This is a genomic window from Gardnerella vaginalis, assembly GCF_040427915.1.
Taxonomy (GTDB): domain Bacteria; phylum Actinomycetota; class Actinomycetes; order Actinomycetales; family Bifidobacteriaceae; genus Bifidobacterium; species Bifidobacterium vaginale_C.
In genome coordinates, this window is sequence record NZ_JBETXJ010000002.1 from 1,571,524 (window position 1) to 1,586,014 (window position 14,491).

General features: G+C 37.2%; 13 protein-coding genes. 9 read left to right on the top strand and 4 right to left on the bottom strand.

Annotated elements, in window-relative coordinates; all coding sequences use genetic code 11:
* Positions 1-404: 404 nt before the first annotated feature.
* From ABVC65_RS06325 to ABVC65_RS06335, 3 genes are all read left to right on the top strand, one after another.
* Entirely contained in the window at positions 405-1,736 is a 1,332-nt protein-coding gene (locus tag ABVC65_RS06325) for a Na+/H+ antiporter NhaC family protein (RefSeq protein ID WP_016813311.1), read from the top strand.
* A gap of 189 nt (positions 1,737-1,925) precedes the next feature.
* Complete coding sequence (locus tag ABVC65_RS06330; RefSeq protein WP_353582878.1) at positions 1,926-2,678, top strand: SDR family NAD(P)-dependent oxidoreductase; 753 nt, start codon at positions 1,926-1,928, stop codon at positions 2,676-2,678.
* A gap of 11 nt (positions 2,679-2,689) precedes the next feature.
* Positions 2,690-3,652 carry a 2-keto-3-deoxygluconate permease gene (locus ABVC65_RS06335; RefSeq protein WP_353582879.1) on the top strand — a complete coding sequence of 321 codons (963 nt, stop codon included), beginning with the start codon at positions 2,690-2,692 and terminating at the stop codon, positions 3,650-3,652.
* Positions 3,653-3,841: 189 nt separating this feature from the next.
* Here the strand turns inward: ABVC65_RS06335 and ABVC65_RS06340 are convergent, their stop codons facing one another.
* Together ABVC65_RS06340 and ABVC65_RS06345 are read right to left on the bottom strand one after the other, a co-directional pair.
* The gene (locus ABVC65_RS06340; protein ID WP_004123027.1) at positions 3,842-4,420 is read right to left on the bottom strand and encodes a LemA family protein; all 579 of its coding nucleotides are present in this window, start codon (positions 4,418-4,420) and stop codon (positions 3,842-3,844) included.
* A 112-nt stretch (positions 4,421-4,532) separates the two neighbouring features.
* Positions 4,533-5,519 carry a DUF3137 domain-containing protein gene (locus tag ABVC65_RS06345; protein ID WP_353582880.1) on the bottom strand — a complete coding sequence of 329 codons (987 nt, stop codon included), beginning with the start codon at positions 5,517-5,519 and terminating at the stop codon, positions 4,533-4,535.
* A gap of 350 nt (positions 5,520-5,869) precedes the next feature.
* On the opposite strand from ABVC65_RS06345, the gene ABVC65_RS06350 reads away from it, so the two are divergent.
* The 4 genes from ABVC65_RS06350 to ABVC65_RS06365 all read left to right on the top strand — a co-directional run bounded on the left by ABVC65_RS06350 (position 5,870) and on the right by ABVC65_RS06365 (position 8,990).
* Positions 5,870-6,469, top strand: coding sequence for a hypothetical protein (locus tag ABVC65_RS06350; RefSeq protein ID WP_004123024.1), 600 nt, complete (start codon positions 5,870-5,872; stop codon positions 6,467-6,469).
* Between the two features lie 78 nt (positions 6,470-6,547).
* Positions 6,548-7,348 (top strand): energy-coupling factor transporter transmembrane component T family protein, encoded by an 801-nt coding sequence (locus ABVC65_RS06355; protein WP_004113221.1) that lies wholly within the window; start codon positions 6,548-6,550, stop codon positions 7,346-7,348.
* Positions 7,330-8,184 (top strand): energy-coupling factor ABC transporter ATP-binding protein, encoded by an 855-nt coding sequence (locus ABVC65_RS06360; RefSeq protein ID WP_004123020.1) that lies wholly within the window; start codon positions 7,330-7,332, stop codon positions 8,182-8,184. Before ABVC65_RS06355 ends, ABVC65_RS06360 begins: the two co-directional genes overlap by 19 nt.
* Positions 8,181-8,990 (top strand): energy-coupling factor ABC transporter ATP-binding protein, encoded by an 810-nt coding sequence (locus tag ABVC65_RS06365; protein ID WP_353582881.1) that lies wholly within the window; start codon positions 8,181-8,183, stop codon positions 8,988-8,990. The genes ABVC65_RS06360 and ABVC65_RS06365 overlap by 4 nt, the downstream gene beginning before the upstream one ends.
* Positions 8,991-9,148: 158 nt before the next feature.
* On the opposite strand, the gene ABVC65_RS06370 is transcribed toward ABVC65_RS06365, so the two are convergent.
* Both ABVC65_RS06370 and ABVC65_RS06375 read right to left on the bottom strand, forming a co-directional pair.
* On the bottom strand, positions 9,149-10,915 hold the full coding sequence (locus tag ABVC65_RS06370) for an ABC transporter ATP-binding protein (protein ID WP_353582882.1): 1,767 nt from the start codon (positions 10,913-10,915) through the stop codon (positions 9,149-9,151).
* Positions 10,916-11,122: 207 nt separating this feature from the next.
* On the bottom strand, positions 11,123-11,932 hold the full coding sequence (locus tag ABVC65_RS06375) for a nucleoside phosphorylase (RefSeq protein WP_016820589.1): 810 nt from the start codon (positions 11,930-11,932) through the stop codon (positions 11,123-11,125).
* A gap of 640 nt (positions 11,933-12,572) precedes the next feature.
* Here ABVC65_RS06375 and cysK point away from each other — a divergent pair.
* Together cysK and epsC are read left to right on the top strand one after the other, a co-directional pair.
* Positions 12,573-13,505 (top strand): cysteine synthase A, encoded by a 933-nt coding sequence (cysK, locus tag ABVC65_RS06380; protein WP_353582883.1) that lies wholly within the window; start codon positions 12,573-12,575, stop codon positions 13,503-13,505.
* Between the two features lie 127 nt (positions 13,506-13,632).
* A complete protein-coding gene (gene epsC / locus ABVC65_RS06385; RefSeq protein ID WP_353582884.1) occupies positions 13,633-14,490 on the top strand; it encodes a serine O-acetyltransferase EpsC in 858 nt (285 codons plus the stop codon).
* Position 14,491: the final 1 nt, after the last annotated feature.

Consider the following 14,491-nt stretch of genomic DNA (forward strand, 5'->3'; position numbering starts at 1 on the left):
GACTCAATATTTAATTCTGATATCGCCTGTAATGATTTTGGCGACTACCTCATATTGCTATGTTACAGCAAAATGTTATAACCAATTATTGACGTCGATCTCCTGAAAGTACTTTCGTCGTACTATTCAAGGCGAACAAATATTAACTTATTTTTAGACATTTTGTTCATTTGTTTATGTTTTAGCCATAAAAACACGATATATAGTGACAAAATGTCACATTCATGATTCAAACATGTAAATTTCAAGCATACTTAATATTTTTACTTTGCCAATAAAAATTTTACGCATGTCTTTATGTTATATTGTCTTTAATTATTAAAATTGAAAAAATATCAAAATTAAAAAAACATATTATTTGCAAACATAAAAATGAAGATAACTTTAAAAAGAGGTGAAACAGTATGCAAATTTTAAACATTCTATGCAATCCGGTAATCGTATCGGTTGTAGTGTTATGCGTGTTAAGTCTTGCAAAACTTAATGTTTTACTCGCAATGATTGTTGCATGCGTTGCAGGAGGCATAGCTGGGCATCTCCCTCTTTTTGGAGATGGGAATCACACTATTATGGCTTTGCTATGTGATGGTTTCTCAACAAACGCGCAAACTGCGCTCGCATACATCCTTCTTGGAACCTTTGCAGAGGCAATTACTTCAACTGGATTAGCTCAAATTATTTCTAAGAAGATCAGTCAAATAATTGGAAATAAAAAATATGTTTTGCTTGCGATTTTAACTTTGATCGCTTGCATGTCTCAAAATATTGTTCCTGTTCACATTGCTTACATTCCTATTCTTATTCCGCCAATTTTACGAGTTATGAATAAGATGAAGCTAGATCGCCGTGCTGCAGCATGTTGTACAGCATTTGGTCTTGAAGTTCCATATATTGCTATTCCTTTTGGCTTTGGCTTAATTTTCCAAACGGTTATTGCAACTAATCTTTCTAAAAACGGTATGAAGGTTAGCGTTGCAGACGTTAGTGCTGTGAACTGGTATTTAGGTGCAGCAATGCTTGCCGCACTACTATTCGCCGTGTTTGTTCTATACAGAAAGCCTCGTGAATACACTACAACTGAATCAGACACTCGCGCTGCAGACGCTGTGGTTGGCGGTCTTACTAGCCGCCATTACGTAACTATTCTCGCGATCATTGTGGTTGTCATTGTGCAAGTTATTAGTAAGGATCTTTCGCTTTCTTCTATTGCAGGTCTTGCAACCATGATTATTTTTGGAGCAATAAAATGGAATGATATTGATAAGCAGCTTACTGGTGGCGTAAAACTCATGGGTCTTATCGCTTTTGTTATGCTTATCGCTGGTGGATACGCTAACGTAATTCAAGCCACTGGTGGAGTTAATGAACTTGTACACATAGGCGTTGCAGCAATGGGACAAAACAAGATAATCGCCGCATTCGTAATCACGATTATTGGTTTGCTCGTTACTATGGGAATTGGCACTTCGTTTGGAACTGTTCCTATTCTTGCGGTTTTATTCGTTCCACTCTGCCAAAGCATTGGTTTTAGCACTCCTGCAACAATTCTTCTTATGTCTTCTGCAGCGGCTCTTGGAGATGCAGGCTCTCCTGCTTCCGACACAACGCTTGGACCTACTGCTGGATTGAACGCAGACGGTCAGCATAGCCACATTTGGGATACTTGCGTTCCAACATTCCTTATTTTTAACATTCCACTCATGGCGGCAGGTATTGTAATATCGCAGTTTATTTAGATACCTATTTATGTATTTAAGAGTTTGTTGATTTATGAATTTATAGTTTATGTTTTATGACTTTTAAACCTAAAAATTCATAAGTTATTCTTTAAACATTAAATACATTAATACAAATTTGTTAACAATAGCATTTAAGAGTAGACTCAGCCATGTTATTATCTCTTTTTCAGAAAGAAGGTAAAAACAATGAATTTCACAAATGACGTGGTCATTGTAACAGGAGGCGCTCAAGGAATCGGCAGAGAAGTCGTCCGAGGCGTACTAGATGGAGGCGGAAAAGTAATTATCGCCGATATCAATGAAGAAAAAGCAAACCAAACAAAATCTGAATTAGGTTCAGATAATATCTTTGTCTATAAGATAAATCTTGGTGATATTCAAAATGTTAACGACGTTTTTGCGCAAATCATCAAAGATTTTGGCAAAGTAGATGTTTTGGTAAACTGCGGCGGCGTTGTTTCAACTGTTCCATTTGAGCAGTTAACAGACGCTGAATTTGATAGAACAGTAAAGATTAATCTTTACGGAACTTACGCAACAAACCATGCTTTATTCGAGCATTTTAAGGAAAATGGCGGCGGAAGAATCGTAAACGTTAGCTCTGTGGCTGGAAAGATTGGCGGCGGTTTACTAGGAACAGCAGCATACGCAACATCTAAAGCTGGTGTGAATGGTTTAACAAAAGCCGTTGCAAAAGAAGGCGGCAAGTATGGTATTCGTTGCAACGCAGTATGCCCATCTTATACTGAAACACCAATGACTCAAGCTTTGAAGGAAGACAAGGAAAAAGAAGCAAAGATTATTAATGCTATTCCTTTGCACCGCAAAGCACAGCCTGTGGAAATTGCGCAAATGATTCTATTCTTTGCAGCTAAAGAATCTTCCTTCGTCAACGGAGAGATTGGCGATGTTGATGGCGGAATCGTATTAGACGGCTGACGGAGAAAATCATGTTCGCAAATCTAAAAAGCCAAAGCACAAAAATAAACTTAAAGAAAATAAAAATTCCAGGAGCTACAATTGTTGTTCCTCTATTTATAGGCTGCTTAGTGAACTCATGTTTCCCAGCATCCTTAAAAATAGGTGGTTTTACAACAGCGGTAATTAATGGAACTGGTCCTTTGGTTGGCGCATTCATGCTTTGCATCGGAGCAAGTCTTTCATTTAAGAATGCTCCTAAAGCTTTATGGCGAGGTGCCGTAATTATTAGCGTTAAGATCCTAACTGCTATTGTTATTGCTCTGCTTGTTTCCAAGTTCTGCAATAATAATCTGCTTGGATTGTCAATGTTGTCTATTTTGGGCGCAATGACTGTAGCCAATAATGCGCTTTATTCTGGCATTACAGCAAACTACGGCACTGAAGTAGATCGTGGAGCTGTAGCTATGACAACCATAAGCGTTGGCCCAACAGTAACCATGATTGTTATGAACTCTTCTGGGCAAGCCGTAATACCATTCTGGCAAATTGTTGGATCGATTTTACCCCTTGTTTTGGGAATGATTCTAGGAAATTGTTTCCCTTACATGAAGAAGCAACTGGTTAATGGCATAATACCTATAACCATGATTCTCGGCTTTGTTCTAGGAGCAAACATGAACTTTGCTCAACTAGTTGAAGGCGGACTTTCTGGTGTGCTGCTTGGCATTATAGTACTTTCTGGATTTGTGTTTACAGTATTAGCAGATCGTTTCTTAACTAGAGGCTCTGGTATTGCTGGTGCTGCTATAAGTAGTACTGCAGCAAGTGCTGTTGCAACACCAGCTGCAATGATGGCTATAGATCCAAATTTGGCAAAAGCCGCATTAATAGCGACTCCTCAAATTGCTGCCGCAGTAATTATTACTGCCTTGGCTACGCCATGGTTGACTGCACTAGTGAGTAAAAAATTTGCTAAAAAATCTAGCAAGTAATCAATAGATAATAAATAAAAAATAGATAATAAATAAAATAAGTAATTCAGCCCTGCAAAATAAAATTTGTGGGGCTGAATTACTCTTGCAATAGATTTTCGCAATAAAATCTCAATATCACAAGTAGCCAATCGCCGCAAATTTGCGATGATTGGATACTTCAATATGACATTTAGCTCAATATGACATTTAGCTCAATATGCTATCGATATTCTTCTTATTGCTTAGGTCATCTTCACTAAGAAAATCCATCTGCTTTATTCCGCTTAAACTTGCAATAATCGATACTGGAAATGTAACGATATCTTGATTAAGAGTGCTGATGTTACTATTTACTATTCTTTTTGCTGCCGCCAGCTGCTCGTTTTCGTCGTTTATTTCCTCTTGCAAATTCAAAAATTGTTCAGAAGATTTTAATTCTGGATAAGCTTCTGCTAAAGCATAAATCTTCCCTATCGCATGATTCTGATTTTTTATTACCGCACTAGAATCATCAGAGTTTAAGCCTTCTCTTAGACTCACTAAATCCACTAATGTTGTTTTTTCATATTTTGCAAATGACTGTGCAACTTTGAACATTTGGCAAATCGTGTCATATCTTTTAGCTAGCGCAATATCAACGTTTTTCTGCGACTCTTTTATAATCACTCTATATTTTCTTAATCTATTTAAAGTTCCAATAAACCAACCAATAATCATTACAAGCACTATTGCAATAACTATTAAAATAGTGTCCCTATCCATAATGCCATCCATAATGTCACTCATAATGTCTCCTTTAGTTCTAGTCTTTCTCTAGTCTTAGTTTTCTCTAGTCTTAGTTTTTCTACTTTTGCAATTCGTTAGTATTGCAATATATAATATTGAAATTTTCTAGCTTCTAATTTTGCAATTTTTCTCTAATTAATCTGATTACCTCGTAATACTCAGCCAAAACATCTCTAAATTTTGCGTATTCTCTTGTTAAAGATAGGTTTTCTATTCCAGATTTTCCTGGAGCGCCGAATAGATACCAACCAGAGTCAAAAGCTGCAATAATATGCTCACTATCTAGGTACAAGCAAACTCTCATTCTTTTTTGCAAATTATTCAATATTTCTATAAAACTTGGATCTAATACCAGCTTCGTATAAAAATCGTCTGTGGAAAAGATTGAATACGAATTGTTAAATTCAATGGATTCTGTTTGAACTTCGCTCTCCTCTTTTGTTTTTTTACCATAGTATCCATTTAGTTTTTGCCCCATAAAGCTCTTGCCAGTAACGGGAACGATTCTAATGTGACCATTTATATTGGTTTTTGTGTTTATTAATAAGACTTGCCCAATAAAATCCGTTTTTTTGACAGTTTTTCCACTTTCACTTCTAGAAAAGTGCATTGCTTGCATATTTGAAAATTCGGTTTTAGATTCATCGCCAAAAATTATGTGTTTATTTGAATAATACCTACTCGATATTGGCAGAAGATTATTAAAAATACTATTGTCAATTCCTTCAGAATTTTCTAATACCGTTCCAGGCAGAATCGCATTTAGAATCGGCGTTAAAACATTATCCGCGTATAGCGAGCTTACATCAACCTTATTACTTACAAAAAACTTACCAGCAAAGCAAACAACAAAAGCAATTACTATGAGTAAAGGATATTTATAAGTAGAGTAATCAAACGAAGGAAGATAATTGCCAACAGCCCCAATAATCAGCACTACTGGTATTAATGGAATCAAACGCATTGGGTCAAAAGCGTTGTTTTTTATGCCTTCTTTTAACTCATTTAATTTCCCCTGCATTTGGGGAGATTTTTCTAATTTATTAAGCTTTTCTAAAACTTCGGGATTTGTGAACACGCTACCATGTCTTACATTCATCGTCATCTCCCTCTTACAATCGCCAATGTTTTTTGTAACAACATTTTTTATAACAAAATTTTATAAAAGGCATAAAAGGCTCTTATATTTTTTTATCATAAATAATCATTATTTGGAATAGTTGAATAATAACGACTTTGATTTTGAACAACTTTGATTTTGCTAGCAAAGTAGCTTAGATGTGATTATTTTCAATAAAGATCTAATACAAAACAAATAGCAAAGAACAAAATAACACAAAATAAACAATATAACAATTTATAACACATTAATTTTCAACTACTTTAATAACATTTGGCAAAGCGTATAATGAACTTGAATTTATTCCTTAACTGATAGGAAATTCCAAAATGGTAAATAAACTAAAGAATATTTGGAGCGTTAAATTAACTACTGCTTCACTCGTACTAATACCAGCCGCAATTGGCATAAATTATGTTGCAAAACTATTTGCAAGCATGCTAAAACTACCACTTTGGCTTGGCACACTAGGCACTTGCATTTCAGCATGCTTAGCAGGCCCAGTTGTTGGCGGAATTGCGGGATTTTTAACTAATATTGTTTACGGCTTAACGATTGATCCAATTTCTACAGTTTATAGCATCACAGCTGCAGCAATTGGTGTAAGCGTTGGAATCGCTGCACGATTAAAATATATGGACAAAGGCTTGCACATTTTTATAACAAGTCTTATTGTTGCAGCAATCGCAATAATCATTTCTACACCTCTAAACATGATTTATTGGGGCGGAACCACCGGAAACGTTTGGGGTGACGCTGTTTTTGCAGCAATGGGTTCCAAAGGCTTCTTTGCGTCATTCGTAGATGAGCTTGTTGTAGACATACCAGACAAGATTGTTGTTTTGTTCCTTGCAGCTGGAATTTATAAAGTTCTTCCTAAGAGTTTAATAGCTATCTATCAATCCAATGACGAAGATCTTGATAAATAAACGTTTATCGCAAGCAAATAAATCACATAAACGCTAAGATTTACAAGTTTTAATATAAGCACAATAAGACGAGATAGTATGAAAAGCATAAGCCTATTTGAAGATAAGAATTCGTTTTTAAACGGATTATCTGCAAAAACCAAACTTGCATACGTAATATGCGCTATAAGCACACCGGGTTTGCTTGGAGGCTATACTTCTTTCGCTATCTTTATTATTTTGAGCCTAATATTACTTGCAACATCAAGGGTCCTAGCAAAAATAAAAATTGTAATACAAGTTACTGGTTTTATTATTGTAACTATTTTTATAGTTCAGACTTTCTTTAGATCGGGAAACTATACGATTTTATTCAAACTAGGACCTTTGATTGCTCGCAAAGAAGGTTTTGAAGTAGCAATGAAGATTGTGTTAAATATATTAAATATTTCGTTTGCGTTCTGTGTTTTAACGCTTACAACTAAACCTTCCGATATGATGCAAGAGATGATACAAGCTGGTTTACCACCTAAAATGGGCTATGTTTTTGTCTCGCTATTCCAGATCATTCCTCAAATAACACAGCAAACTTCGACTATTGTTGACGCACAAAGAAGCAGAGGATTGAAAACAAAAGGTTCTCTAATAACACGTTTCAAAGCTTTTTTGCCTCTAATATCCCCGATTATAATGTCTTCATTTATGAGTTCTAAAGAAAGAACTATAGCTTTAGAAGTTCGCGGATTTTCATGCAATAATCAAAAAACATTCATAAAACCATTTAAGCCAAGTAAATACAATACGCTATTTTTATGCGCTTGTTTAATCGTAATAGTCGCATCTATTATTTACGCGTTACTCAATAATTTAGGATATATAGCATGGCAGCTATTCATATAGAGCACTTAAAATATCGCTATCCTTATAGTAAAACTCTTGCACTCAATGACATTTCTTGCGATATTCATAAAGGCGAATTTATTGGAATAATAGGTGCTAATGGAGCTGGAAAATCAACCTTATCGCAAGCTATTTTAGGTCTTGTTCCCAATCTTTACCACGGAGCTTACGGCGGCAAAGTTGAGGTAGACGGTCTTAACGCAAAAACTACGCCAATAGATAGTCTTTGTAAAAAAGTTGGTTTAGTTTTCCAAAATCCTTTTAATCAAATTACTGGCTCTAAGCTTACTGTGTACGAAGAAATTGCGTTTGGGCTTGAAAATCTTGGTGTTGAACAAAACGAAATGCAAAATCGCGTAGAGAAAATCATGGAGATGCTTAACATTGCTCATCTTAAAGATTGTTCTCCATACGATTTATCTGGCGGTCAAATGCAGCGCATGTCTATTGCCGCTATTCTAGTTATGCAACCAGAAATAATAATTTTAGACGAGCCTACTTCGCAGCTTGATCCTAAAGGTTCGGAAGAGGTTTTTAAGTCTGTAGAATCCTTAAAAAATCAGGGTCAAACTATTATTATGGTTGAGCATAAAATGGAAAAAATCGCGCAATATAGCGACCGCGTAATGCTTTTAAGCGAAGGAAAACTCGTTGATTTTGATACTCCGCAAAAAATCTTTTCTCGCGAAGACTTGGAAGAATATGGCGTAAATCCTCCTATTTATACTCAAATTTGCAAAAAACTTTCGCTAAAAAGCGATAATGGCTTGTACCCAATAACTCTTGAGCAAACATCACGCATCTTAAGCTCGCACGAAGGGAATCGCTTATCATGACTCCTACTATTGAAATACGAAATGTGTCTTTTTCTCATACTCCAACAACACAAATATTCGATGATCTCAATTTGTCTTTTGCACCTGGAGCATGCGCTATTGTTGGTCAAAATGGCACTGGAAAAACAACTTTACTAAAAATCCTTAGAGGACTTCTTACTCCGAAATCTGGAAGCGTTTTATTAAATGGTAAAGATATTGCAAAATGTAGTGTTCCATCTCTTGCTAAAGATATTGGCTTTGTATTCCAGAATCCAGATGACCAGATTTTTGAATCAACTGTTATACGCGAAGTAATGTTTGGACTTTTGAAAATTGGAATTGATAAAGATAAAGCATTGATTCAAGCAAAAGAAAGTCTGAAACTTGTAGGACTTTTAGATAAAAGCGAAGTAAATCCTTACGATTTAAGTCTTTGCGAAAGAAAAATGGTTTCTATTGCGTCAATTTTAGCAATGAATACGCAAGTTGTTATTTTAGATGAACCTACAATCGCTCAGGATGATTGCGGAAAACGTTGTATTGAATCAATTATTAAACGCCTTGTTTTGCAAGGAAAAACTATTATAGCTGTTCTTCATGATATGAATTTTGTGGCTCGAGTATTTAATCGCGTTGTTGTGCTTGCAAATGGTCGAATTCTTTTTGACGGTGCTGCGCGCGACGCTTTTAGGCGAGACGACATACTTTCTATTGCACAGCTCGATAAGCCAGATGTTGTGAAGCTGTGTGAGAAACTGGGTTATGAAGATACGTTCCTATCTGTTGAAGAATTTGTGAACTCGTATAAGCTGAAAAATTTGTGAAGGATTATCGGTTGAAGAATTTGTGAAGGATTATCGTAAGCGAGTGAACAAACGAGCTACCCCGAATTTGTTTACTTATCCGGCATGTTGGTAAACAAAACCAAGAACACTCCCCCGAATTTGTTTACTTACTGGCGCTTTGCACCAGCGCCATAACCTCACATAGACACAGTGTAAAGCGAGTAGAAGTAAGCCTTCTGATTCATAAGCTCCTCAAAGCTTCCGCGCTCAATAAGCTCGCCGCTTTTCATCACAAGAATCTCATCATATTGCTTAAGCGAATTAGCATCCAAGCGGTGAGTTACCACGAGTCGAATAATTCCTTGCAAATCCAAAATAGACTGCGTTACGTTCACGCTCGTCTCATTATCTAGCGCGCTCGTTGCCTCATCAACCAGCAGAATCTCGGACTTTTTAAGCAAGCTTCGCGCAATAGCAATACGCTGCTTTTCGCCGCCAGAAAGATGACTACCGTTCTCGCCGCACTGATAATCCTTGCCTTTAGAAGCAATCAAATCATCCAAACCAGCCAAGTGAATCACGCGATCCACTTCCGCCTCCGGGAACGGCTTAAAAAGAGTAATATTATCTAAAATCGAAGCATCAAACATAAACACAGACTGCTGCATAAGAGTCGTCTTATCGTAAAGCGAACTCTTGCTCACATTGCTAAGCTCGTGATTATCCAGCTGCACACTACCTTCATAATCCTTGTAATAGCCCATAAGCAGATTAATCAAACTACTCTTACCAGCACCAGAAGGTCCTACTATCGCGTAAGATTTTCCAGCTTGCAAAGTTAGACTTACGTTCTTCAATACTTTATGATCCGCGTCATAAGCGTACGAAACATCGCGCAAAACAACGCTTTTAATAGAATCGTCAATGATCTCGCCAGAATCTTCCTTAGCGTTACTCATATAATCAGCCATCTTGCTAATAAGCTTCTTAGCGCCCTTCATCTCGCCAAGCATTTGCGGAAGAGTTGCAATAGGCTGAAGCACGCCATTCATCAAATTAGTGAAAGCTAACACCATTCCAGCAGTAATAACACCAATATGAGCGTTAACCATCCAAGCACCAATAAGCATCACGCCAAGCTGAGTCCCAAGACTTGAAATCGTGCCAAGAGCAGAAACAGTAGTCATAGTTTTTTCGCGAAGATTCTTAGTATGCTCAAGCTCCATCGACTGATTCTGATAACGGTTAATAACCTCTTGCTCCGCCTTAAAACTCTTAATAACCGAAACGCCGTTCAAAATATCCTTCGTTAAGGCTGTATAAGACTCGTTCGACTTAGAAACCTGCTCCTCGCGAGTGGCAATTTCGTTAGCTGTAAGAATCGAGCACGCCATAGGAAGCACGGAAATAATAAGAGCAATAACAGTCAGCAGTGGACTATAGTAAATCATAAGAGCCAGAGAGCTTACAAGCATAAGAACGTCTTGAACAAAATCAAAAATCTTCTTCAAATACTTTTCTTGAATACGCTCGCAATCATTAGTAAGCACAGAAAGATATGTACCAGAATTCGCAAGCGAAAAATCACTATAACTCTTTTTTAAAAGCTTTTTAATAACAGACTCTTTATACTGATTCATTGCTTTTTCAAGAAAGCGAGGATACGCGCTGCGCTTCAACGCAAAAATCATGGAAATTGCAAGCATAAAGGAAACTACAAGCAGCAAAATAGTAGTTAAAGAGAAGGATCCTTTACCAGCCATATAGTCGAAAATAATTTGCAAAATCCAAGAAATAGCAGTGAAAATCATAGACAAGGCAATAAAAACTATCATAGAAAGAAAAGCTACAAGCTTGTTTTCTTTGAAAAATAGTTTTACGTAATTTTTTACGTCGGGATGTAGTTTAGATGATTGCTGATTTGCGGGCGATTGCTGATTTGCCGTATTGTCAGTTTTGTTCATTCCAGCTACCTCTCACTTCCTTTGAATATTTCTTCTATTTATGCTATTCCCTATCTAATAACATTTTCGTAGCTAGCATTTTCGATTCTGTTTTGCCGATTAGCCGTATACAAAACGTTGAAAGCTACATTATCATACTCATCCTGATTAATTACAATTATCTACCGACAACACCTATAAACTCTTAAACACACTTATATGTAATACTCAAATACGCAACGCTGCTTCAATACAAAGCTCAAGCGCATACGCTTTAGAATCCCCACCCCAATTACGCTCATCATAATTTTCAACATCGTGCAACGTATCTGCAGTATAAAGAATCTCACCCCATACAATCCCGCGCATTTGCGCACAAGCCGCTAAAGCAGAACACTCCATTTCAACAACCGCGCATCCCTCCTGCTTACGATTAGCGACTTTCGTCTTAGTCTCACGGAAAAACCCATCCGTAGTCCACGTCTTAACTTCATGATAAGGCAAATTATGCGCCTGCAAAGTTTGCAAAATAGCACGCCTCGAACGCTCTGAAACATCAACATAACGACTTGGAGGCAAATAATGATAAGAAGTTCCCTCATCCCTTAAAGCTTTATACGGAACCAGGAAAACGTTTTCTGCATAATCAACTAGCGATCCGCAAGAACCAGCACTAACAACTTCCCTAACACCGTAAGAAATCAACCAATCTAAGATCTGAACAGCGGCAGGAGCGCCAACTGGGGCCTGTACTAAGCAGATTTTTTGCGTTTCTTCCTCTACTTCGCTGTTTGTATTTTCTCCTACTTTTTTCTCTACTTTTTCTTCCAAAACATATATCGGGTATGCTTTAGTTGCAGATTCAAAATTTGCTACAATCGTAGCTTTCCTACTTAAAGCATACCGATCGATTTCATCGCCTAAGAAAGCAAAAACCGCTTTAGGTGGCAGCTGAACAGAAATATTATCGTGATTTGGCATTAAAACTGCGCTTTTATCGGAATCATACTCTAAAATCGGCAAATCATATTCTGTCATATAATCAGCTCCTTCATACAATCAGCCCCGTCCTACAAGCCATTCAATTTTACATACCATCATTCGCATTATCGCACAAAAATCACAAATCAGCCAAACACAGCAAATTCGCACTTAATGGCTACTGGAGCCAAACAGAGACACTCGCGCAAGACAAGGAGTACATATCAAGAACTAGCAAACACAAATCAAGTTTGACAAACACAAATCCATTCGCTATAGTCTTCACTTATCACCATTTCGACGAGTAAAGGAGTGCGCATGTATCATACAAATATGATGACAAATTGTTGTTGTAACTTATGCTGTTGCGCATTTCTTAATCGAAATGATGTTTGCAAGCACTAAGTATGCATAACATCTAGCCTGTGCTAAAAGCATCTACGTTAAAACACAGCGAATTACGATTCAAGAAACAGCGCGCTGTTTCTTTTTTTTTATGCCAAAAATCGAATATAAAACGTTAAAAAGATAACAATTTAATACGTGTTAAATATTAAAACGAATAAATGGCATTTTTAGAAACAAATAATAAAACAATAGTCGCTTTATTAATAAAAATTATTTTTAAAAATTAAAAACAAATTAAACAAAACAAAAAAAAAACAAGTAAAACAACAAACAAGTAAGGGGAAATATTATGTCTAATATCTACAAGTCCGTGCAAGAACTCGTAGGTAACACTCCACTTATGGAGCTTACGCACATTGAAAAAGAGTACAATCTAGCAGCAAAAATCCTGGTAAAACTCGAATACTTTAACCCAGCAGGCTCTGTAAAAGACCGCATTGCAAAGCAGATGATTGAAGAAGCAGAAGACGCAGGAACAATTAAACCAGGCTCAGTAATTGTTGAGCCAACTTCTGGAAATACTGGCATTGGTCTTTCAATGATTGCTCAAACAAAAGGATACAAAAGCATTATTGTGATGCCAGAAAGCATGTCTATTGAACGACGAAAACTCATGAAAGCATACGGCGCCGAACTCGTACTCACCCCTGCTGCAGAAGGAATGAAAGGCGCAATTGCCAAAGCGAAAGAAATAGTTGAAAACACGCCAAACGCGTGGACTCCGGGACAGTTTACCAATCAAGCAAATGTGCACGCACACTACAACACAACTGGTCCAGAAATTTGGCAAGACACTGACGGAAACGTGGATATTCTAATTGCCGGCGTTGGAACAGGCGGCACAATAACTGGTACAGGAACATACTTAAAAGAACAAAATCCTCAGCTTGAAGTAATCGCAGTAGAACCAGCAGACTCTCCTGTGCTCGCAGGCGGCAAGCCAGGAGCGCACAAGATTCAAGGAATCGGCGCAGGATTCGTGCCAGATGTGCTCAACAAAAACATTTACGATCGCATTGTTCACGTAACAAATGAAGACGCAATCGAAAATGGCAAGCTTATAAGCAAAAAAGAAGGCGTTCTTGTAGGTATTTCTTCTGGAGCTGCAATTTGGACAGCAATCCAAGAAGCAAAAAGAGAAGAAAATAGTGGCAAAACCATAGTTGCAATACTGCCAGATTCAGGAGATCGATACTTGTCTACCGCATTATTTGAAGACTAAATACATTTAGGTGTACTACTTTAAATACGCAAGTTTTGATTAAATAATAAATGAATAATAAATAACATTATTAGATAATGATCAAAACTATAAAATAAAGAAAATAGCAAAATAACGGGAGAAATGTATGAATGATCGCCTTGATCTTATAAATCAACTGAACTCAATTCACGATTCAGACATAAGACAAGCTACATTCATACCTAATTACCGAAATATTATTGCGCTCATACATGCGACTCAGGTGTTACTTTTGCCTGAGTTGCATGTGCGCAATGAAAGCAACGATTCTACACAACTCAATGATAGTTTGAATACTGATAATAGTTTGAATACCGTTGCTTCGAACGCATTAGACACTATAGAACGCATTATATTTCACGAACTTCAATGCTACACAAGCAACACAATTAAAATTCGAGAAACTTGCAATCAATTTATAAATACTCTTCCTACAATTAAAAAGTTACTTTTAACAGATATTCAAGCCATATACGAAGGCGATCCTGCTTGCACAAGCAAAGTAGAAGTCACACTCGCATACCCTGGTTTTTATGCAATGCTTATTCACCGAACAGCTCACGCACTCTACGAACTTAACGTGCCGCTAATTCCTAGACTTATGAGCGAATATGCACACAGAAAAACTGGAATCGACATTCATCCAGGAGCAAAAATTGGCGCATATTTTTGCATTGATCACGGAACTGGCATTGTAATTGGCGAAACAACTGTAATCGGCGAGCATGTTAAGCTTTACCAAGGCGTAACGCTGGGTGCAAAAAGTTTTGCGCTAGACGAGGATGGAAATCCTATAAAAGGCGGAAAGCGGCATCCAAATATTGGAAATAATGTTGTAATTTACGCAAACGCAACAATCTTGGGCGGAGAAACCACAATAGGAAGCGGAAGTATAATCGCAGCAAACGCGTGGATTAACCGCAGTATTCCTGCAAACACAACCTACCACTTCCCTAAAGCCTAAT